Origin of the sequence: Lysobacter yananisis, assembly GCF_031199375.1 — a bacterium.
GTDB classification, from domain to species: domain Bacteria; phylum Pseudomonadota; class Gammaproteobacteria; order Xanthomonadales; family Xanthomonadaceae; genus Lysobacter; species Lysobacter yananisis.
The window spans coordinates 1,012,570-1,033,660 of sequence record NZ_CP133568.1; the positions used below are offsets into that span (position 1 = coordinate 1,012,570).

21 protein-coding genes are annotated in these 21,091 nt (G+C 69.1%); 13 read left to right on the top strand and 8 right to left on the bottom strand.

Going from position 1 to position 21,091, the window contains the following annotated elements; translation table 11 throughout:
• Window positions 1-93 precede the first annotated feature (93 nt).
• Window positions 94-864: a hypothetical protein gene (locus tag RDV84_RS04280; protein ID WP_309152589.1), complete on the bottom strand. Its 771-nt coding sequence runs from the start codon at window positions 862-864 to the stop codon at window positions 94-96.
• 391 nt (window positions 865-1,255) lie between these two features.
• On the opposite strand from RDV84_RS04280, the gene RDV84_RS04285 reads away from it, so the two are divergent.
• The 7 genes from RDV84_RS04285 to RDV84_RS04315 all read left to right on the top strand — a co-directional run bounded on the left by RDV84_RS04285 (window position 1,256) and on the right by RDV84_RS04315 (window position 7,201).
• A complete protein-coding gene (locus RDV84_RS04285; RefSeq protein ID WP_157490319.1) occupies window positions 1,256-1,432 on the top strand; it encodes a hypothetical protein in 177 nt (58 codons plus the stop codon).
• A gap of 70 nt (window positions 1,433-1,502) precedes the next feature.
• Window positions 1,503-2,777 (top strand): YcaO-like family protein, encoded by a 1,275-nt coding sequence (locus RDV84_RS04290; RefSeq protein ID WP_309152590.1) that lies wholly within the window; start codon window positions 1,503-1,505, stop codon window positions 2,775-2,777.
• Window positions 2,778-2,866: 89 nt separating this feature from the next.
• Window positions 2,867-3,403: a GFA family protein gene (locus RDV84_RS04295; protein WP_309152591.1), complete on the top strand. Its 537-nt coding sequence runs from the start codon at window positions 2,867-2,869 to the stop codon at window positions 3,401-3,403.
• Window positions 3,396-3,752, top strand: a complete 357-nt coding sequence (locus RDV84_RS04300; RefSeq protein WP_309152592.1) for a DUF6958 family protein — start codon at window positions 3,396-3,398, stop codon at window positions 3,750-3,752. Before RDV84_RS04295 ends, RDV84_RS04300 begins: the two co-directional genes overlap by 8 nt.
• On the top strand, window positions 3,749-4,783 hold the full coding sequence (locus tag RDV84_RS04305; RefSeq protein WP_309152593.1) for an alpha/beta fold hydrolase: 1,035 nt from the start codon (window positions 3,749-3,751) through the stop codon (window positions 4,781-4,783). The genes RDV84_RS04300 and RDV84_RS04305 overlap by 4 nt, the downstream gene beginning before the upstream one ends.
• A 122-nt stretch (window positions 4,784-4,905) precedes the next feature.
• Window positions 4,906-5,106, top strand: coding sequence for a hypothetical protein (locus RDV84_RS04310; RefSeq protein WP_078996879.1), 201 nt, complete (start codon window positions 4,906-4,908; stop codon window positions 5,104-5,106).
• Between the two features lie 208 nt (window positions 5,107-5,314).
• Window positions 5,315-7,201: a CocE/NonD family hydrolase gene (locus RDV84_RS04315; RefSeq protein ID WP_309153679.1), complete on the top strand. Its 1,887-nt coding sequence runs from the start codon at window positions 5,315-5,317 to the stop codon at window positions 7,199-7,201.
• Window positions 7,202-7,484: 283 nt separating this feature from the next.
• Here the strand turns inward: RDV84_RS04315 and RDV84_RS04320 are convergent, their stop codons facing one another.
• A complete protein-coding gene (locus RDV84_RS04320; RefSeq protein WP_309152594.1) occupies window positions 7,485-7,916 on the bottom strand; it encodes a hypothetical protein in 432 nt (143 codons plus the stop codon).
• On the opposite strand from RDV84_RS04320, the gene RDV84_RS04325 reads away from it, so the two are divergent.
• Together RDV84_RS04325 and RDV84_RS04330 are read left to right on the top strand one after the other, a co-directional pair.
• Complete coding sequence (locus RDV84_RS04325) at window positions 7,905-8,381, top strand: hypothetical protein (RefSeq protein ID WP_309152595.1); 477 nt, start codon at window positions 7,905-7,907, stop codon at window positions 8,379-8,381. The genes RDV84_RS04320 and RDV84_RS04325 overlap by 12 nt on opposite strands.
• 139 nt (window positions 8,382-8,520) lie before the next feature.
• A complete protein-coding gene (locus RDV84_RS04330; RefSeq protein ID WP_309152596.1) occupies window positions 8,521-9,258 on the top strand; it encodes a hypothetical protein in 738 nt (245 codons plus the stop codon).
• Between the two features lie 155 nt (window positions 9,259-9,413).
• Here the strand turns inward: RDV84_RS04330 and RDV84_RS04335 are convergent, their stop codons facing one another.
• The 3 genes from RDV84_RS04335 to RDV84_RS04345 all read right to left on the bottom strand — a co-directional run bounded on the left by RDV84_RS04335 (window position 9,414) and on the right by RDV84_RS04345 (window position 12,824).
• Window positions 9,414-9,650, bottom strand: a complete 237-nt coding sequence (locus tag RDV84_RS04335) for a hypothetical protein (protein WP_057946012.1) — start codon at window positions 9,648-9,650, stop codon at window positions 9,414-9,416.
• A 299-nt stretch (window positions 9,651-9,949) separates the two neighbouring features.
• Window positions 9,950-12,277 (bottom strand): serine/threonine protein kinase, encoded by a 2,328-nt coding sequence (locus RDV84_RS04340; protein WP_309152597.1) that lies wholly within the window; start codon window positions 12,275-12,277, stop codon window positions 9,950-9,952.
• Window positions 12,270-12,824 (bottom strand): ECF-type sigma factor, encoded by a 555-nt coding sequence (locus RDV84_RS04345; RefSeq protein ID WP_309152598.1) that lies wholly within the window; start codon window positions 12,822-12,824, stop codon window positions 12,270-12,272. Before RDV84_RS04345 ends, RDV84_RS04340 begins: the two co-directional genes overlap by 8 nt.
• Window positions 12,825-13,191: 367 nt before the next feature.
• Between RDV84_RS04345 and RDV84_RS04350 the strand changes: the two genes are divergently transcribed.
• Entirely contained in the window at window positions 13,192-13,914 is a 723-nt protein-coding gene (locus tag RDV84_RS04350) for a hypothetical protein (RefSeq protein ID WP_309152599.1), read from the top strand.
• A 29-nt stretch (window positions 13,915-13,943) separates the two neighbouring features.
• Window positions 13,944-14,489: a C39 family peptidase gene (locus RDV84_RS04355; protein WP_057946008.1), complete on the top strand. Its 546-nt coding sequence runs from the start codon at window positions 13,944-13,946 to the stop codon at window positions 14,487-14,489.
• Window positions 14,490-14,864: 375 nt separating this feature from the next.
• Here the strand turns inward: RDV84_RS04355 and RDV84_RS04360 are convergent, their stop codons facing one another.
• Window positions 14,865-16,649 (bottom strand): Ig-like domain-containing protein, encoded by a 1,785-nt coding sequence (locus RDV84_RS04360; protein WP_309152600.1) that lies wholly within the window; start codon window positions 16,647-16,649, stop codon window positions 14,865-14,867.
• Window positions 16,650-16,973: 324 nt separating this feature from the next.
• Complete coding sequence (locus RDV84_RS04365; protein ID WP_309152601.1) at window positions 16,974-17,906, bottom strand: glutaredoxin domain-containing protein; 933 nt, start codon at window positions 17,904-17,906, stop codon at window positions 16,974-16,976.
• Between the two features lie 118 nt (window positions 17,907-18,024).
• On the opposite strand from RDV84_RS04365, the gene RDV84_RS04370 reads away from it, so the two are divergent.
• Together RDV84_RS04370 and RDV84_RS04375 are read left to right on the top strand one after the other, a co-directional pair.
• Complete coding sequence (locus RDV84_RS04370) at window positions 18,025-18,717, top strand: hypothetical protein (RefSeq protein ID WP_139381875.1); 693 nt, start codon at window positions 18,025-18,027, stop codon at window positions 18,715-18,717.
• A 58-nt stretch (window positions 18,718-18,775) separates the two neighbouring features.
• Entirely contained in the window at window positions 18,776-19,168 is a 393-nt protein-coding gene (locus RDV84_RS04375) for a DUF4087 domain-containing protein (protein ID WP_309152602.1), read from the top strand.
• A 118-nt stretch (window positions 19,169-19,286) separates the two neighbouring features.
• On the opposite strand, the gene RDV84_RS04380 is transcribed toward RDV84_RS04375, so the two are convergent.
• The gene (locus RDV84_RS04380) at window positions 19,287-21,047 is read right to left on the bottom strand and encodes a hypothetical protein (RefSeq protein ID WP_309152603.1); all 1,761 of its coding nucleotides are present in this window, start codon (window positions 21,045-21,047) and stop codon (window positions 19,287-19,289) included.
• Window positions 21,048-21,091 lie beyond the last annotated feature (44 nt).

Genomic DNA, 21,091 nt, shown 5'->3' on the forward strand with positions numbered 1-21,091 from the left:
CCGGGGCGCGCGCGCAGCGCGGCCCGGCTGCGGAGGTTCAACCCGCGTGCGCGACGCCGACGCGGCGCGGCGCCGGTCGCGGAGGAACCGAGCTTACGGGCAGATCGGATTGCACTGCGGTTCGATCTCCGCGTAGTAGGTCTCCACTTTCGGAGCGAAGCTCACCGGATAGTTCGGCGCGTCGGCATAGAAGTTGCTGACGCCGTACCAGACCTTTCGCGCGTTGAGCGGGTTCTTGATCCTGACGCCGGACACGCTCGACTGCGCCAGCACCGCGCCGGTCGCCTTGTTGGTCAGCGTGGCCGTCACCGAACACACCGGCGCCAGGCCGCGGCCGCAGTAGGTGTCGATGGACACGCGCACCGTCGTGCCTCGGGACAGCGCCGCCTTGGGGATGTTCTTGCAGTCCATCACGCCCGGCGTCGAAGCCCAGGGATCGGCCCAGGTGTAGCCGAAGATGCCGAACTGGCGGTTCTGCGCGGTCGCGCCGACGCAGTTGGGATGGTACGGCGGCTGCGCCGATCCGAGCACGATGCCGATGCCGCCGCCGGTCGCGTTGGCGGTGAACTGGCCCGCCGGCGTGAAGGCCTGGTCGCCGGACAGGGTGCTGACGAACACGCTTTCCTGGCCGGCCTGCAGCAGATCCGCGGCGTCGATGTCGACGTCGACGCTCTGCTCTTCATATATCGCGCGCCCCGGCTTGATCCAGGAGCGGTCGGCCAGTTGCGAGGCGCCGCAGACCGGCGCGCACAACGCCGGATTCAAGACGAAGGGCGGCGTGACCGCCTGCGCGGTGGCGCCGGACAACTGGATCAGTCCGATCGCCGCCAGCAGGACCAGGGTGGGGGCCGAAAACCATTTCATGCTGCTCGCTCCTGTGGTGGAACATGCGGTAGGTGGCGCGATCGCCCGCGTGCGCGTTGCCGTTGGCATCGCCTGCGTCGCACCGGCGGCCCGGCTGTCGCTGCAGCGGGCATGGCGGTACTCGCAAAAACCGGCGGGCGCGGATCATCGGCGCGATCCGCGCCGCGGAACCGCATTGAGTCGCGATGGCCCGAACGACGCTGCGCCTCCACCGGTCGCCTCATTCGCGGGTCGCCGAAGCATTTGTGATAGCCATCACTGACGATTGCCCGCCGCGACCGGAGCCTGGATGCGCAGCCGCAGGCTGCGGCACAAGGACGAACCGCAACCTCGGCGCCGCCGGGTCCGGCGGCGCGCCCTTGGGTCTCCTTCGACCAAAGGGAGTTGCACCATGGGTAACGAGCGTCCCGCGGTAATCAAGACCGTGTTGCAGAAGGGATCGGCCATTCCGTCCAGCGAGGCCTTGCGCGCCAACAGCGCCTCGGCCGCCGAGTTCAAGGCCGCGATGATCGAGCTCAATACGCCGACGTCGCACGAACGCGCCTTCCTCGACGAGTTCGCCAAGTAAGCGGCCCGCCGCGCGCGTGCGGCGCGCATGCGCGCCGCACGCGCGTCGGCATCGAAGCGGAGAACGCGCAATGATTCCCTACGAACGCGAGCGCAGCCTCGAGGACGCCGACCGCATCATCCGCGCGAGCATCGCGCGCCGCGGCTGGTGCATCGACACCGACCGGCTCGGCGATGGCTTGGTCACCGCCAAGTGCTTCCTGCTCGACGGCGACGGCCGCGTGCTCGCGTTCGGCGGCGGCAAGGGCGAGCCGGACGCGGCCTACACCGGCGCGGTGTACGAAGCGGTCGAGCATCACTACTGCAAGGCCGCGACGCTGCCGCAGCAGTGGGACTATCCGAGCGCGGGATCGATCGCCGAAGACCCGCGCTACGCCGCGCTGCCGTTCCTGTCCGCGCTCGCCGAACAGCCGCAGCGGCGCCTGGCCTGCCGTTCCTATACCGCGTACTGGGGCGACGACACCCTGCCCGTGCCCTTGTTCCTGAGCTTTCCCGACTATCCGGGCAGCCCGCGCGCGACCGATCCTCGCGACGATTTCGACTACGCCAGCGCGTTGCGTTTCGGCTCCAACAGCGGCACCGCGATCGGCGGCAGTTTCGAGGAGGCGGCGCTGCACGGCATCGGCGAGATCGTCGAACGCGACGCCTGGTCGCTATTCCTGATCGCCCACCATCTCGGCGGCGACGCCCGCTACGGACGCTGGATCGAACCGGCGTCGCTGCCCGACGAACTCGCGCGCGCCCACCGCATCGCCGAAGCGCGGATCGGCTGCGCGCTGCGCCTGATCGACATCACCACCGACCTGGCCTATCCGGCGTTCATCGCCGTGGCCGAGCGCCGGCTCGAAGACGAGGTCGTGTACTCGCACGGCTGCGGCGCGTCGCCCTACCCGCGCCACGCAGCCCTACGCGCGCTCAGCGAATTGGTCCAGTGCGTGGACATCAAGCGCGACACCGAGCACCTGGCCGACCTCGACCGGCTCAGCCTGGAACTGCTGGCCCCGTACCCGCGGCTGCGCGACTGCGCGAGGGGCGAGATCGATCCGCGCCGCCTGCACCGCGCGTCCTGGGATTTCGCCGAACCGGCGCGGGTCGCGCCGCGGCAGTTATTGCCCACGGTCGTGGCCGACCTGCGCGCGCGCGGGCTGCCGTTGTATTACGCGATCAACCACCGCGAAGGCGACGATTTCTGCGTGGTCAGCAGCCTGTCGCCGGAGCTGGAGCGGTTCTTCCTGGTCACCACCGGCGTGGCGATGGCGCCGGGCCGACGCGGACAGGCGTTCCTGCGCAAGCTCCGCCGCACCGAGGCCGGCGCCGGCGAGCGCGCGCTGCCGGCCGACGCCTGAAACGCGCCGCGGCGAAATTCCGCGCCGGGCGTGTCGAAATGGCGCGGGCCCGTTCGTCGAAGCAGTGAACCCACGACGAAAGGCCCGCCATGTCATCGATCCGCTGCCTCGCCTGCGCCTGCGGCCAATTCGCCGTGGAGGTCGAAGGCCCTCCCATCGCCAGCGTGGAATGCTGTTGCGACAGCTGCCGCGAGGCCGGCGCGCGGCTGGCGCGGCTGCCGGGCGCCCGTCCGGTGCTCGGCGCGCACGGCGCGACCCGCTTCGTCCTGCAGCGCAAGGACCGCGTCCGCTTCGTGCGCGGCGCGCAGCAGCTCAGGCAATTCCGCCTCGCGCCCGGCGCCGGCACCCGCCGCGTCGTCGCCGCGTGCTGCAACACGCCGGTGTTCATGGAGTTCAAAGGCGGACACTGGCTGAGCCTGTACGGCGGCCTGTGGCGCGACGGCGCGCTGCCGCCACTGCAGATGCGCACCATGACCGGCGACCTGGAAGACCCGTCGGCGTTGCCGGACGACGTCCCCAACCTGCGGCGCCAATCGCTGTCGTTCTACGCCAGACTGATGAAGGCGTGGATCGCGATGGGCTTTCGCGTCCCCCAGATCGTCGTCGCGGGAGACCTCCATGTCTGAGCGCGACGACAAGATCGAGATCGAGAACGCGGTCTCTCCCGGCCATCGCCAGCGCGTGGACCGGGCCAAGTACACGGCGATGCGCGATGCGCTGCTCGCCGTGCTGCCCGCGGCGGCGCCGGGCCTGAGCGTCGCCGAGGCCAAGGAGGCCTTGCTGGCGCGATTGCCCGAGGCCCTGTTCCCCGGCGGCGCCAAGGCCGGGTGGTGGCTGAAGGCGGTGCAGCTCGATCTCGAAGCCAAGGGCACGATCGCGCGCGCGCCCGGCAAGCCGGTGCGCTTGTTCAAAACCGTGGCGCGATCGCCGCGCCGCACGCGCGCGGCATCGTCGTCGAGCGGAGGACAGGCATGAAGCGAAGAGCGCTTTTGTCCGCCTGCGCCGCGGCGGCCGGGTGGGCGCTGTTGCCTGGGTGCCGGACCATCGGTGGCGACGGCAGCGGCGGCGAGCGGGCGCCGCAGCTGGACGCGGCAGCCTTCCATGCCTCGCGGCGCCTGGTGCCGACGCGGTTCGGACGGATCGCCTGCGTGGAGCGCGGCAGCGGCCCGGCGGCGCTGTTCGTCCACGGCTTCCCGTTGAACGGCTTCCAGTGGCGCGGCGCGTTGCAGCGGCTGTCGCCGCATCGGCGCTGCATCGCCCCGGACCTGCTCGGCCTGGGCTATAGCGAGGCATCGGCGCAGCAGGATCTCTCGCCCCAGGCGCAGTCCGACATGCTCGCCGCGCTGCTCGACGAGCTGGCCGTGAGCGAGGTCGACCTCATCGCCAACGACAGCGGCGGAACCGTCGCCCAGCTCTTGCTGGTGCGGCATCCCGGCCGGGTGCGCAGCCTCATCCTGACCAATTGCGACGTGCACGAGAACAGCCCGCCGCCGCAGATGCGCAACTCGATCCAGAAAGCCCGCGACGGCGTCTACGACCAGAAACTGGAACGCCATCTGCAAGACCGCGCCTATGCGCGCTCCGCGCAAGGCATCGGCGGATCGGCGTACGCGGACCCGGCGAGCTTCAGCGACGAAGCGATCGAGTACTACCTCGCCCCGCTGCTCGCCTCGCCGCTGCGCAGGCAGCAGTTGAACCGTCACCTGGCCGCGTTCGAGCCGAATCCGCTGCTGGCCATCGAACCGGCGCTGCGCCGCTGCCGCGTGCCGACCCGCATGCTCTGGGGCGATGCCGACCCGCTGTTCCCGATGCGCTGGGCGCAGTGGCTCGACCGCACCCTGCCCGGCTCGCGCGGCGTCCGCCGGGTCGAGGGCGGCCGCCTGTTCTGGCCCGAGGAGCGTCCCGACCTGCTCGCCGACGAGGCGCGGGCGCTGTGGGGCCTCGGCCAGCCGTCCGAGGCGCGGACGCGAGCGAATGAGCCGTTTCCGCGGATTCCTGCGAGTTGAGGAAAGGGGACCGCAAGGCCCCGAATCCCGGAGGCGATGCCTCCGATCCACGGCGGTACGGCGCGACATCGCCGACCGCAGCGGTTAAACGCCCGCCCATGCGGCCATGGAGGAATGCAACGATGAACGTCAAAATCCGGCTCGTCGCCCTGTGCGTGTTTTCGTTCGGCCTGTCTTTCAGCTCGGTGGCGTTCGCCTCCACCTGCGAGAACGATTGCGCCCGGGGCCTGTACAACTGCTATCGCAACGGCGGCACCGAAGCGAAGTGCGAGAAGTTCTACGGCATCTGCATGTACAACTGCGAAGTCGCCGGCGGGGTCTGAGGCGTGCGTCCGGACGCCGCCGCGCGGCACGTGGCGGCGTCCGCGCCGGCCGGGAAGGCGGCTACCGGTACGCAATCCGCGCAAGCCGCCCGACCCTGCACTTGTGAGCCGATGGCGCAGCCGGTTCAATCGACCGGTACGCACCCGACCCTCGGTGACCTTCATGCAGAACCGGCTCTCCACGCAGCGCGGCGCGCTCGCCGCATCGATGCTGCTGACCTTGCTGATGGCGACGCAGGCGCAGGCGCAGACCGCGCCGATGACGCCCGACATCACCGGCAAGCCATTCGTCGCGCCCGCCCAGGACGCGGACTACGACAAGCGCGTGGCGATGATCCCGATGCGCGACGGCACCCAGCTGTATACGGTCATCGTGGTGCCGAAGGGGGCTAAGAAAGCCCCGATGCTGCTGACCCGCACGCCCTACGACGCGGCCGGTCGCGCCAAGCGCCTGGATTCGCCGCGCATGCTCGACATTCTGCCGCAGGGCGACGAAGTGTTCGTCCAGGCCGGCTATATCCGCGTGTTCCAGGACGTGCGCGGCAAGTACGGCTCGCACGGCGACTATGTGATGACGCGGCCGCTGCGCGGCCCGCTGAACCCGACCAAGGTCGATCACGCCACCGACGCCTGGGACACCATCGACTGGCTGGTCAAGCACGTGCCCGAATCCAACGGCCGCGTCGGCATGCTCGGCTCGTCGTACGAAGGATTCACCGTGGCGATGGCGCTGACCGATCCGCATCCGGCGCTGAAAGTGGCCGCGCCGCAAAGCCCGATGATCGACGGCTGGATGGGCGACGACTGGCTCAACTACGGCGCGTTCCGCCAGGTCAACTTCGGCTACTTCGTCGGCCAGCTGAGCAAGCGCGGCAAGGGCGGTTCGATCGCCAGCACCGGCTACGACGACTACACCACCTTCCTGCGCGCCGGCTCGGCCGGCGACTACGCCCGCGCCAACGGCCTGGAACAGCTGCCGTGGTGGCGCAAGCTGACCGAGCACCCGGCCTACGACGCGTTCTGGCAGGAACAGGCGCTCGACCGCACGCTCGCCTCTACGCCGGTGAAAGTGCCGACGATGTGGTTGCAGGGCCTGTGGGATCAGGAGGACATGTGGGGCGCGAACCACGCTTACCAGGCGATGGAGCCGCGCGACACCGGCAACGACCGCAACTATCTGGTGATGGGCCCGTGGCGGCACAGCCAGGTCAACTACGACGCGCGCAACCTCGGCGCGATCAAGTTCGACGGCGACACCGCGCTGCAGTTCCGCCGCGACGTGCTCAAGCCGTTCTTCGACCAGTACCTGGTCGCAGGCGCGCCCAAGGCCGATACGCCACCGGTGCTGGTCTACAACACCGGCGAAGACCGTTGGGACCGCTTGCCGAACTGGCCGCGCAGTTGCGCGCAGGGCTGCGCATCCACCGCGAAGGCCTTGTACCTGCGCGCCGGCGGACAGCTGTCGTTCCAGCCGCCGCGCGCCGGCGACGACGCGTTCGAGGAATACGTTTCCGACCCGGCCAAGCCGGTGCCGTTCGCGCCGCGACCGGTGCGGTTCGGCGACCGCGACATGTGGACGAGCTGGCTGGTCAAGGACCAGCGCTTCGTCGACGGCCGTCCCGACGTGCTCACCTTCGTCACCGAGCCCTTGAGCGAGCCGCTGCGCATCGCCGGTACGCCGCAGGTAAATCTGCAGGCATCCACCAGCGGCAGCGACAGCGACTGGGTGGTCAAGCTGATCGATGTCTATCCCGATCAGGTCGCCTCGGCGCCGGAGATGGGCGGCTACGAGTTGCCCATCGCGCTGGCGATCTTCCGCGGGCGCTATCGCGAGAGCTTCGAGCACGCCAAGGCCATCGCGCAGGACCGGCCGCTGCCGTACCGCTTCGCGCTGCCGCAGGCCAACCACGTGTTCCAGCGCGGCCACCGGGTGATGGTGCAGGTGCAGTCGACGCTGTTCCCGTTGTACGACCGCAACCCGCAGACCTTCGTGCCGAACGTCTACTTCGCCCGCCCGGGCGACTATCGCAAGGCGACGCAACGGGTCTGGCATTCGCCCGACACCGCCAGTTCGATCGCGCTGCCGGTGTATTGAGTTCGATCGCGGCCGGCCGCGTCGCGCCGGCCGCGGTTTGCGAAACGCCCCGTCGCCGGATGCGGGCGTCGGCGCCGCGGCGCGATCCGCCACCCGCGAACGGTCGTCGAAGCCGGCGATCTCGATCCGCCGCGCTTCGGGACACTGGATCGCCGATGCGAGCCGCGTCGACACCGCGAACCGGCCGTCGCCCGAGCGGCAGGATACCCGAGCGGCACGACGCCCACTCCGGCATCGCGTTGTCGCCGAAACGACGGCTGCCCTCGGCTTTCTCGCTCGGCGCTCAGCCCGATGACGAAGCGATCTGTCCATCAGACATTCGATTGAGCGACGGCGCGCGCCGCATTCGTCGCGGGCGCGCACGCTGGACGCATTCCACGCGCGCCGCGTCTTCCAATGCGATGAACACCGCGAATCGATAGCGCGAATCGCGTCGCTGTCTTTCCAGCCATCGTCGGCAGAACCCAACCGTGCTCGCGTTACCGGCGCATACGGCGCGATCGTTATCTCGCCCGGACCCGGGCGCCCCGAGCGCGCGGCGGACATGGGCGTGGGCAACGAAGCGATCGCCCGCGCCGGCGTGCCGGTGCTGGGCATCTGCCTCGGCCATCAGGCCTAGGCGCACGTCTTCAGCGGAACCATCGCGCACGCGCCGCAGCCGATGCACGGCCGCCTGAGCACGGCCGAACACGACGGCAGCGCGTTGTTCGCGCATATCCCGCCGTCGTTCGAGGTGGTGCGCTACCTCCGCCGCTTCCTCGCCTACGATCACCTGGAGCGCTGCTGGCATGCGGTGGCGACCGGGCCGCTGTCGGCGCGGGCCGACGGCGGCGCGTGGCTGGAGCGCATGGCGGCGCTGTTGCGGGCGACGCCCGAAGCGCCCGCGCTGACGCACGGCGCGCGCGCCGAACCAGTGGAATTCCAGCTGGAGCTCGACCGCGAAGCGTATCGCGGCCGCATCCGCCAGTGCTTCGCCCAGATCGGCGACGGCGAGACCCAAGAGGTCTGCCTGACCAACCGGCTGCGCGTGCGCATCGATCTCGACCCGGTCGAACTCTACCGCCACCTGCGCCGGCCGCATCGGCGAGCCAAGGTGTTGGCGGTGGACGAGGATATGGTGCGGCTGCGGATGGGCTTGCTCGACGCGGTGCTGACGCAGTTTCCTGCGGTCGACGGCTGAGCGCGCGCAAGCGCGGCTGCATGCCGCAGCGCCCGTCCAGGCCTGCGTCGGGACGTCCGGGTCTGGCGCGGAAGCGATCCGGTCGGGCATTCTTGTCCGGCCCGGGCTTGTCCGACCCGGGGCCCACTACGTCCGCACAATGACCGCCGCTCGCTTCAAGCCCGCCGTTCTCGCCATCCTGATCTCGGCCGTTTCCTGCGGGGTTCACGCCCAAGGTTCCAACGCCGGCGTGCGGCTCAGTTGCATCGCCGCAGAGAAAGACGCCGAGGGCGAGTGGATCGCCACGCGGGACCTGAGCGTAAGCGACGGGACTGCCACCGCTACCCGCGACCGCTACGAATGGCGCTCCGCAAAGCGCCTTTCGTTCGGCCCCGGGATGACACTGAAATGGGAGCTCGACTACGACTGGCCGCGCGACGAGGCCGCGCGGAAAACCGTCCGCGAAGACAGGGTCGCCGCGATCCTTCACTTCCGGTTCGACGCGCAGGCCATAGGCAAACCGCTGAAGAAGCCCGAGCGCAGCTGGATCCATTTCTACCGGTCGACCGACCCGGAAGAGCGGTTTTCGGTTTCGACCTCCAGCCTGACCAGCATCATGTTCTGGGACAAATTCGACAACGGCGATCTCAGCACCAGGGCGATCGTCCCCCTCGACCACTTGCTCGCCTTCGGTACCGGCTTCGATACGCTGGTCTGGAACATACGCACCGCGCCCGATCAATTCGGCGCGACGCAGGCGCCCGCCAAAGGCGTCATTCCGATCGCGAGCATGCGCGGCAAGGTATTGAAGATCCCGAAACTGCGCCTGATGCTCGACAAGAAGTCGGCGAATTTCGGCAGCGAATGCCATGCCCCCATTGTGATGACGTCGGGCTGATCGGCGCCGGTGCGGCGCCGGCGCCGCCAGGACGCTTGCCTGGTGAAGATCGTACGTGCGCCCCACCGATTCGGATGGGCCGCGTCCAACCGATCTTGCCGCCCGGTTCGCGCGGCGACAGCGCGATGCCGTCGCCGCGCATGCACGGGGTCGCCTCAGGGACTCGACGCCGGGCAATTGTGCGCCGCCAAACACTGACTGTACTGGATGGAGCAGACCAGATGGCCGAGCGGCGGCGCGTTGCGCAGGCAGACCAGGTAGGTGATCTTGCAGTCCTCGCAGTCGGGTTCGACGGCGGTCGCCGAGAACGATGCGGCGAACGCGAAGGCGAGCATCGCGACCAGGCTCAGGCGGCTCGAACGATTGCGGCGTTCCGGGGTGCTGATCTTCATGGGGTTGGGCTCTGTTGGGTGAATCGGCTCTGTTTGGTGAAGCGGCGGTTGCGGCGGCCGGCGACACCACGGCCGCCGCGGCGAGGAAAGCAACCGCGAACGCGACACGGCGCTTGCCGCCAGTGATGTCGGATGTTCGCGGCGGCAGGCAACGGCGCCGTCATCAGGGGCACTGCGTAGATCGATGCGGCGTCGGTCGCCTGGAGCCGGTGGCTCGTGCGTCATTCTGACAAGTTGCGCGCGGCAGGCGGCCGCGCCGGATGCGAAACCGCTTCAGGCATCACGCAACATCCTGCACCTCAGTCGCGGCGCGGATAGCTCAGGCGGTCGGCGTCCGCCTCCGCACGCAAGCCGCCGTCGCAGCGGTTGTCGTAGATCCCACTCTGGTCGTAGCGAAGGTACGCCTGCCGCGCCTGCGCGCTGCGGCCCGCGCGCGAGGCCGCCAGGCCCAGGCCCGCATCGATGGCATGCAGGTTCCATCGGTACTGCATCCCCGGCCGCGAGGCCAGCTCGCGCGCGGCGCGGTAATGGCGGATCGACGCGTCGATCCGGCCCTCGCGCAAATACCATTCGCCCAGCCCGTGATGCATCGCCACTTGCGATCCCGGCTCGTCGACCGCGTCCTGCATGCGCTCCACCTCCGCCACGATCCCGCGAGCGGCATCGATCCGGCCGCTGCGCAGCAGTGCCACCGCGTATTGCGCCTGCACGCCGATGGTCCATGGATGCTGCGGGCCGAACACGCGCTGGCGCGCGCGCAATCCGCGCCCGGTCCACTCGACCGCGGCCTCGTTGTCGCCCGCGCACAGGTAAAGCAGGCCCAGGTGATCCATATAGGTCGCGGTGGTGCCGTGGTTCTCGCCGAGCAATCCGATCAAGGCGTCGACCTCGTCGCGAAACCGCGCGGTCGCCTCATGATGGCGGCCCAACGCGCTCAGGGCCACGGCGATGCGGATGCGGGCGATCGCGGCGTTGCCGCTGCGCGGCCCGTTGGCGGCGGCGGCCAGGCGCTCGGCGCGTTCGCCGCTGCGCAATCCTTGTGCGGCCGCGCCGACGGCGACCTGGCACAGGCTCAGGCTGTTGTAGGCATCGCCCAGGTCGCCCTCGCCGATCGCACCCGGATGCGCCAGCAGGGCGGTGTAGATCGCCACGCATTCGCCGAAGCGGCTACGCAGCATCGCGTTCCAGCCGCGCGCGACCTGGATATGCCACTCCAATGGCGAATCGGCGCCGGCGCGGTACGGAAAGCTCGCCTGCAGGCGCTCCAGGCGCCGCTGCGCGCGCAGCGGCCGTCCGCGGTACATGTCCACGGTCGCGCGCAACAACTGCGCGTCCGCGGCGCTGTGCGCATCGGCGTCCGACGCCAGCAACGCGGCCGCGCGCTCGGCGGCGTCCTCGGCCGCATCGTAGCGGCCGCGGGCGAGCAGGCTCTTGCCGAGCGCGAGCACGACCCGCCCGGCCACCGCGGGATGGCCGCGAAAGCGCGCCTGCGCGCGTTGCACGCCGTCCTCGAGTTGCGCCGCGATCGGCCGTTTGTCTCCGTCGCCTTCGAACGGATCGCTGGCGCCGAGGATGTCCTCGCTCAGGAAGCGGTTGATCGCCGCGGTCTCGTCGCGCGCCTGCAGCAGGCGCCGCTGTTCGGCCGCGGACTGCAGGGCGAACGCGGCCGCCAGCGCGAGCAACGCCAGCGCGGACAGCGCGGTGCCGGCGGTGCCGTACGGATGGCGCTGCGCCAGCCGCCGCAACCGGTACGCCGGACCGCCGCCGCGCGCGCGCACCGGACGGCGCTGCAGGTAGCGCAGCAGTTCGTTCTTCAGCGCGACGACCGTCGGATAGCGCCGCTCGGGGCGCTCGCGCATCGCTGTCGCGACGATGGCCTGCAGGTCTCGCGATGGCGGCGCGGCATCGCCCGCGCGCAATACCGCATCGAGCAGGCGCCCGAGCTGCCACACGTCCGAAGCGGTGCCGACCGCACGCCGGCCGCGCTGCTCGGGACTGGCGAAATCGGGGGTGAACGCAGCGGCCGGATCGCTGTCCTGGGCCAACCCGGCGATGCCGAAGTCCAGCAGCCGGGCCTGCCCGCGCGCGTCGACCAGCACGTTGCCGGGCTTGATGTCGCGATGGATCAGCAGCCTGGCGTGGGCGAACTCGACCGCTTCCAGCGCCGGCAGCAGCAAGGTCACGCGCGCGCGTTCGTCCAGCGCGTGGGCGCAGGCGTGGCGGTCTACCGGCAGGCCTTCGACGTACTCCATCGCGAACCACAGGTGGCCGTCGTCGGTATGCCCGCCATCGACGAGGCGGGCGATGTTGGGGTGCGACAACCCGGCCAGGAACTGGCGCTCGCGCCGGAACAAGGCCTCGCTGTCCGGCGCGGTCGCCGCGTCCGGCAGCAGTTTCAGCGCGACGCGCTGATCGAACTCGCCGTCGTCGCGCTCGGCCAGGCATACCAGCCCCATGCCGCCGCGCCCCAGCTCGCGCACGATCCGCCACGCGCCGATGCGGTCGCCGGGCTGCAGTTCGCAGGCGCCGAAACGCGTGCGCAGCAGTTCGTCGAACAATGCGCCGCGCAACGGTCCCTGCGGTTGCAGCAGCCGGTCGCGCAACGACATGCCGCTGCGTTCAGGCATCGAGCAGCGCACGCAGGCGTTCGCGCGCCTGTTGCCACAGCCGTTGCGACGAGCGCAGCGGCAGGCCCAGCGCGAGCGCCGTCTCCTCTTCGCTGAGCCCGGCGAACAAGCGGCATTCCAGTACCCGCACCAGGCGCTCGTCGGCGTCGCCGAGACGCTTGAGCGCGGCGTCGATCATCACCATTTCCTCGGCCTCCGAGTACGCCGCGCGCGCGGCGTCGAGATCGGCCTTGCCCAAGGTGGTGTGCGCGTGCGCGCCGCCGCGCTTGTCGGCGATGCGGTCGCGCGCATGGTTGATCAGCAGCTGGCGCATCGCCGTCGCCGCGACCGACAGGAAGTGGGCGCGGCTCTCGATGCCGTCGGCGCCGCCGCGGTCCAGGCGCAGATAGCAATCGTGCACCAGCGCGGTGACCTCCTGCCCGTGCGAACCCGCGCTGGCGCGCCGCGCCAACCGCTTGAGATCGGCGTACAGCAGATGCACCACCCGGTCCCAGGCATCGCCGTCGCCACCGCGCGCCTGTCCGAGCAGGACGGTGATTTCGCCCATGGTTGAAGCGCCTCGTTGGATTCTGCGCGGCGGCTGGTGCGGTTGCCCGCGCCGCGGCGGCCGCCCCCTGCGGCCGTCGCCCGCCTTCGCATCGCGAGGATCAAAGTGCCATCGGCCGCAATCCACGCTGCATGATTTTTGCGGTCGGAATAGCCAAAAGGCAAACGTTCATCGCAGATTTTCTTGATGCGATGCAGCAAGCGCCGATCGGTGGCGGGAATTCGCTCCGCACCGGGTGAATTGACTACGACACGCCGTCGCGCGGCCGAAACGCTTTCGGCCGCCGCGGCCGGCGAACGTCGGCGATGCGCTGTCGCATCGCACAAAACCCAACCCTGGCGGAGAACGAATGATGAAAGTCGGTTACATGAGGACGGCGCTGTGGGCGCCGGCCGTGGCGCTTGGCCTGTGCGCGGCGGCGGCGCTGCCGGCGGCCGCGCAAAACATCGGCGCGGGCAAGGTCGCGTTGCGCGACCAGTCCAGCCTCGGCCTGCGCGTGGCGGCCGAACAGGGCCTGCGCACGATGATGCGGGAGATGAGCAGCGGCCATGCCGCCAACGCCAAGCTGCCCGATGGCTTCCCGATCGCCGCGGCGACCTACGGCGACCTGCGCGCGCTCTCGCTCGGCGCTGGCTTCGAGGTCAATACGGTCGATCCGGCCGCGCTGATGTACGCCAACGGCAACGCCGACCTGAGCCGCTTCGCGCGCAGCACCGACACCTGGAAGTTCGTGATCCTGTCCGCCGGAAAGCCGGTCGGCCTGCTCGACATGAACCGGATCGACGGCCGCTGGCAGGCCGTCGGCGCGGGCGCGTCCACGCTCGCCGCCGACCTGGTCGCGGCCGCGCCGGCCACCGGCGACGGCTCGTTCCGCTTCGTGCGCATCTACCAAGCCACCTCCGACCTGATCGAAGTGCGCAGCGCCGGCGAGCGCTCGCGGTTCGTGCCGATGCCCTCGGCGCGGCGCTCGCTCGCACTGTCCGCCGACGCCAAGAGCGCGGCCGGCGCCGAGCAGGCGCTGAGCAGCGAAGACCTGCTGCCGGCGCTGCAAGCGGCCGTGCGCGGCAACCTGCAGCGCGGCCAGCGCTGACCGACCGAACCGAACTGCGGAGTCCTTCGATGAACCTCAAGAACAAACTGTCCACCGCCGCGCTGCTGGCGCTGGCCGCGCTCGGCACCGCCTCGGCCGGCGTGCTCAACGTTCCGCTGTACAAGCAGGAACACAGCAACTGGTGCTGGGCGGCGTCGGCCTCGATGATCATGAGCTACCACGGCAAGTGGGTCACCCAGTGCTCGATGGCGAACTATTCCTTCGGCATCAACTACGCCTGCGGCAACAACACCTTCTACTGGAACAGCTACGCCAACCAGGGCAACTGGAACTACGACGTCGACGATGCGATGAACTACTTCTGGGGCAGTCAGCGCTTCTACCAGCAGAACGGCTACCTGAGCCAAGCCAACCTGAAGGCGCGCATCGACGCGAACAAGCCCTTCATCATGTCCTGGCGCTGGAGCAGCGGCGGCGCCCACGACGTGGTGGTGACCGGCTACTCCGGCAACTACGTCTACTTCAACGATCCCTGGGACGGCAGCTACTACCGCACCTACGCCGCGACCGTGTCGGCGACGGACCGGCAGTGGGAGGATTCGCTGCTGCAGTAGCCGCCTCGCGCGCGTTCGCGCCGGCGCGAACCCGGCGCGAACGCGGATGCCGCTGACCGCTCACCGGACCGCGGAGTTTGCGCGTGTTCGCGTTCTCGGCGATGCGGCCGGCTCGGCTTCAGCCGCGGCCCGCACTGCGATCCGGCGCGGTTACATCCGTCAAGGCGGCGAACGCGACCACCGGGCACGATCAGCAGCGACATCGCCACGGCAATCCCCACCTCGGCCGCGACCGCATGGCCCAACGCCCTCGTCTCGAACCCGCCCAGCAGGAACGGCCGTCGGCGGAGTCGAAAAAAACCGGCGCCCATCAAGGGCGCCGGGTAGTAAGGAGTCGCGGGGCAAGCGAGCAGCCTCGCGGCTTTTCGCTGCCCCTCAGGGCAAGGTATTCAACGTCGCCCGCACCGGCTTGGAGAAGTTGAAGCCATCGCGCCGGTCCCAGTTGATCGACCAGGTCATGACGCCGCGGAAGGTCGGATAGGCCTGCTGCGGCCGGATGGTTCCGCAGTTCTGCAAGCGCGTCAGGCAGTTCAGGGCATTGGCGATCGTGGCCGACGACGCCTGTCCGCTGTTGGCCGAGGACGGGCCCGAGGGCAGTCCGAGCGCGACCTGGTCCGGCCGCAGGCCGTTGAAGACGACGCCGGTGTTGTTGTTGGTCCTGAAGCCCTCGATCAGCATCAGGCTGGCGCCGACCAGCATGTCGACCGAACCTTCGGCCAAGCCGTTCTGGCTGTACGGCGTATAGAGCGCGCCGTTGTTGTAGTACTGCACGTGGATCAGGTCCAGCTCCTGGCGCAGCCCGTCGATGATCGGCAGATAGGCGCCCCAGATCCCGCTGTACGCGGTAAAGCCGCCCTGCACATACGGGTGCTCGGGCGCCATCGACAGATAGAACGACGGGCCGATGCGCGTGTTGAGCTGCTTGATCGCGGTGACCAGGTTGGTCTGCACGGCCGCGCCATGGTAGACGCCCGCGCCGCTTTCCAGGTCGATGTCGACGCCATCGAAACCGTAGTAGCGGATCAGGTCCTCCATGCTGTTGACGAAGTTGGCCACCTGGGTCGCGTTGTTCAAGGTCACCGTGCCGTTCTGGCCGCCGAGCGACAGCACGACCTTCTTGCCCTTCGCGCGCGCCGCGGCGACGTCGGCCTTGAACTGCGCCTCGCTGCCGGCGCCCGGATCGACCGTAAAGCTGACCGCGCCATTGCCCGCGTCGTCGCCGAACGCGACCACGATGACGTCGAAGTCGTTGGAGACCTGGCTGATCGGGATCGTGGGACCGGACGGATTGGTGAAGTTGTGCCAGTACCCGACCAGCGCATGCCGCGGCAGCGTGTTGTCGCCGCCGCCGGCGCCGGTGGTCGCGCTGATCTGCGCGCCTTGCGCCGAGGCGTTGCCGGCGTTGTCGCGCGCGCGCACGCGGTAGTTGTAGGCCGTGGATGCGGTCAGGCCGGTGTCGCTGAAAGACGTGCCGGCGGGCGAGCCGACCAGCGTGCCGTTGCGATAGACGTCGTAGCCGGCGACGCCGCTGCCGCCCGCGTTGTCGGTGGAAGCGTTCCAGCTCAGATTGACGCTGGACGAGGTCACCGAAGCCGCGGCCAGTCCGGCCGGCACGCTGGGCGGGGTGGTGTCGGGCGTCCCGGCATTGACGGTGATGTTGGCCGCCGCGGAGGTGGTGGTGGCGCCCTCGTTGTCGGTGGCGACCGCGGTGATCGCGTAGCTGCCCGCGGCTGCGTTGGCCCAGCTCGCGCTGTAGGGCGCGGTGGTATCGACGCCCAGCGAGGTGCCGCCGCGGAAGAACTGCACCTGGGCGACGCTGCCGTTGGCGTCGGCCGCATTCGCCGTGATGGCGATGGTGGCGCCCGCGGTGAAGCTCGCGCCGTTCGCCGGCGCGGTCAACGCCACTGTCGGCGGCGTATTGCCGCCCGCGCTGCAGGCGCCCAGGTCCTGGTAGTAGCCGCAACTGGGACAGTGCGTGGGCGGCGTGTTCCAGATCGACGTGGTCGCCTGATACAGCCGCCCCTGATAGACCAGCTTGTTGCCCGCGCTATAGATGGTCGACGCGTTCCATTCGGCGATTCCCGTGCAGCTGGCGCTCTGCGCGTGCGCGGGCGACAGCCCGGCCGTCAGCAAAACGCCGGACAGCAGGAATCCTGCCACTCTGATGCTCATTAGATTGGTTCTCCAGGTGCCTGGTGGATAGGGAAGGAGGCCGGTGCGGACGCACCAGCCTTTTCATGCCACGCGGCAAACCTGCTGCGGCGCGGCCTTCCCCCCAGAGAACAATGACGACAGTCGCGCGGTCGGTTGCCGATGCGCGCGGTGCGCCGCATGCGTGTGCGGCGCTATTGGACGCTGCCGACTGTGGTGCGCGGCGATCCGGGTGTCAAGTTGTCCCACTTTCGATTAATGCGGCGACCGTCACGCTGCGAAATATGCGCTGAGAACGCATCGCCAACGGGCCAGGGGCAAGCGGCCGCCGGCTCAGTAGCGCGGTATCGACGCATCCACGCCCGCGGCCCAGGCATCGATGCCGCCTTCGACAGCGTAGACGTCGCGATGACCCAGCTGGACGAGGTGCTGGGCGCCATGCCAGCACCGGTCGCCGCGGTGGCACAGGACCGCCAGCGGCGCCTGCGGCGGTAGGTTGCGGATCGCGTGCGTGCCTTCGTCCAGAGACAGGAACGGCAAGGACAGCCGAGCCAGGGCGCGTTCGTCCTCGCGGCGCAGATCGACGACGGTCAGCGTTCCCGCGCGAACGCGGGCATCCGCCTCGGCCGGCGAGATCCAGCGCACCGGCTTGGGCACGGGCGCGCGCGGATGGCTGAGCAGCAAACTGGGGCCGCGTTCGACATCCTGCCAGTCGATGGACAGCCCGTCGGCGCGGCGCGCGCTGGCGAGATCGAACTGCAACGCGACGCCATCCACTTCGGCGGCGATGGCGTGCTTCCTGCGCGGACCGAAACGCAGGCTGCCGCGGAACTGCGGATCGACCTCGATGTCCACCACCGTGCCCTCGCCTTTGCCGCGAACGACACCACGTAGGAACTCGGCGGCGGCCGCGGTCAAACGCACCGTGGGCGGCGTGCGATCCGGCGCGGGCAGCCCCAGCGCGGCGTGCAGTTCGTCGGTGCCGGCCATGCGCTCGACCGCGTCGCTGTCGCCGAGCGGCTTTCCGTCGAGATACAGCTGCGGTATGGCCTCCAAGCCGCCGTAGGCCTTGATCTGTTCGCGAAGCGTCGCGTCGCGGGACACGTCGATGTGCGCATAGTCGAGCCCGAGGCCGTCGAGCAGATGGCAGATCTTGTGCGAGAAGAAACGCTCCGGCGCATCGGGCGTCGCGTTCATGAAAACGACGAGTCGATGGGCGCGCAACAGGGTTTCGATGCGCTGGCGGGCGTCGGCGGATAGAGTCATCGTGAAGGGCGACAATGGAGGGAATGGGTTCGATACAGCCGACGCACTCGCGCCAGGCGAAGGTCGCAGGACGCTTCGGCAGCGCCGATGCTACCCAGGCTCTGCCTCGAATGCTGGCGTGCCGCTCGCGGCGGAGGCGGAACCGACGGCCAGTCCCCTGGTCTTCGCCGCGGAACCATGCTGTCATAAGCCGCATCGAAAGGAAGCAACGATGAAGCATTTCGCGCACATCGCCGTACTGGCGTTATTGGCGGTCGCCGCACCCGGCTACGCCGCGCAGGAGCGGCCCGATGCCAAGGATCGCAAGGCCGACGCGGCCGACAGCAGCGCATCGGCTCCCGCGGCCGACAGCGACCGGCTGGTACCGAACGAAGTGTCCGGCGACGACTGCGCCGCGGATGCGCGCATCGGCGTCGCGCCGGACGAACCGATGCGCCGGCTCCACGTCCGCCTGTGCGAAGCGCAGGTGCAACCGGCCTATCGTGCGCGTTGCGGCGAATCGGCCAGGGAGCTTGACTCGATCCCGTTCGTGACCGATCACTGCGGATCGCTTGACGAGCCGGTGGAGGTGGCCCTGGGCGGACGCTCGTATCGGCTGCGCCGCATCGGCGCGGAGCCCGCCGCGGGCGCGCCGCGGCTGGCGGGAACGTTCGCCGGCGACGGCTTGCGCATGCAGGTGAAGCCCGGACGGGTGATCCAGCAGCGCGTGGAAGACGGCGAGCCCATCGGCATCGAACAGGAAGTGACCGTGACCCTCCGCCTCGACGGCGCCAAGCGCACGTTGCCCGCGGTGTACTCGGACGGCCCGTGACCGTCGAAGTCTGCGCGGCCGCTCCGCGGCATCGCGCCTGCAATCAGGACCGATCCGCATGAGCCTTCGAACGAACATCGCCGCCACCACCGCGCTGCTCCTGGCGTTCGGCACCGTCGTCGCCGCCGCGCCGCCTTCCGGCGCCGAGCTGCGTTGCGGCTGGTTCGACAATCCGACCCCGGGCAACGCCTCCCTGCACGATCGCGACGGCGAATGGACGATCGCCATCCAGGGCGGCTATCAAGCCAAGGGCGACTGGCCGCCGGAGTATCCGCCGGGACAGTGGCGCGCGACGAACGCCGGCCGCCATGGCTATGGCTGCGCGTGCTTCAACGTGCGGGTCGACGCCGAGGAAAAGAACATCCTGGAGATCTTCTCGTCCAAGGCGCGGCCGCTGTCGGCGTGCCGCAAGGACCCCGCCTTGAAGGGGATCGAGCGGCGCTTTCTGTGATCGACGCGACGACCGGGGATTCTCGGTCTGGAAAGATTGCGCGGCCCCGGGGGCGTGGGCCCCGCGCGATCGCCGCGCATCGCCCGGAAGCGAGAACGCTTCCGGGCTGGCGCCTTGGCTAATACACCAGATATTCCAGACGTTTCGCGCTCAACTCCACAGCCGATTCGTTGCGCACGTCGGCACTGAAGCCCTGCCCCGTCAGGGTGTCCTGGTTGATCAGGAAGCTGAAGATGCTCGGCCCCTGGCCTTGGCTGTTCCTGGGATATTGCGCGTTGCCGTGGCAGCCCATGCATCCGCCCATCACCAACTTGTCGGAGTTCGGAGGCAGCTTCTTCACGCCCAGGATGCTCGGCAGCCCGCGCTTGGCCAGCAAGGTGAATTGCTTCTGTTCGGGATCGGGATCCTTGACGCCGCCCTTGAACAACTGGATGCCGGGCTGGCTGCTCTCGATCACGATGTTCGCCAGGTAAAAGTCCTGGGTCAGCGGATCGGGCTTGGCCGGCGTGACCGAGCTGTCCTCGTTGGTGGGCAACACCTGCAGCCCGACGAGACGGTAGTAGCGCCACACCGAGTCCTTGAACGCGGGCGAGCCGGCCATGGCTTGCTGGACTTCGTTGTTGACGTCATAGACCGCGCTGGTCGCCACCGGGGGATTCTGGACCTTGATCGGACCCGAGAACCCGTCGGGGATGGTGTATTGCCCGGGAACGACGGCGTAGCCGTGGGCGCTGTCCACCGGGCCCGCCAACGGCAGCGTTACCGCGGTCCGGTTGGATCCGGAATTGAGGATGGCGGTCGGCCGGGTCCCCGACGGCACCGACGAATCGTATTGCATCGTGTTGTAGAGGTTGATGAGGTACAACCCGGTGTCTTTGTTGTCCGGCGTGGTCAGGCTGTCCACCTGTTCGAAGGTGGTGTAGACGAACGTCGGGTAGTTTTCCATCTTGCGCAGGATGTGCAGGCCGACCAGACCGAAGGTCGCCACCCGCGCCTGGGTCACGCCATTTTCCTTGTAGTAGTACAAGGCCTCGGCCGTGTGATAGCGGCCGGATGCGATCAAGGCGGGCGTCATTTCCCGCCAGGCCGACTTGACCTCCACGGACTCCGCCTGGTTCGTCGCGTTGGGCGGCAGTTCCAGCGAAGCCGGAGGATTGCCGGCGTTGTAGATGGATTTTATGTAGTCGTACTCGACCGGATTGACCTTGGCCTGGAACAGGATGATGTGATCGTCCTGCGGATCGGCCGACGGCGTGTTGCCGTTTTTCGGGAAGAAGATCTGGTTCTGGCCGATCTGGCTGTTTTCGTCGAGATTGTTGAAGCGGGCATCGGTCGACGCCACCTTCAGATTCGCTTGGAAAACGTACTCGGGATCCAGGGTGGCCAGGTTCCCTCTGGGCGCTGCGCCCGCGGGGAACAGCTCGGACCGGTGAGCGAAGGTTTCCCAGACCAGCTGGTTGCTGCTGAAGTTGGAAGCGGCGGTCGTGCCGCTCTGATAGAAGTCGCTGGCGCCGGACGCGGCGAAGTTGCGGGTCGGATCGATGCTCCCGCGCACCACCGGAGACTTGCCGGCGGCATCGACGCCGTTCTTCTGCGCCGGGGAATTGAAGTGGATGAACTGTCGCCAGGCGAAGCGCGCATATTGCGCGTGGGTGATGTTGGGGTTGTAGGGGTCGTAGTTGTACGCCGGCGGGGCCGCGGGCAACGCCGCCGGCGTCGCGGTCAGGTCGGCCGCCGTGATCGGTGTGCCGCCCGGAAACGGCGTTGCCTGGTCCTTGGAGATCGATGAAGCGGCGACTACGGGTTCTGTCTTCGTGCATGCCGCGGACATCGCCAGCGCGCTGGCGAGCGCGCCGAACATAACGATCCTGGTCTTCATTGCCGCACTCCGTCATTGGTGCGCCGCGTGACGAATCCACGCGA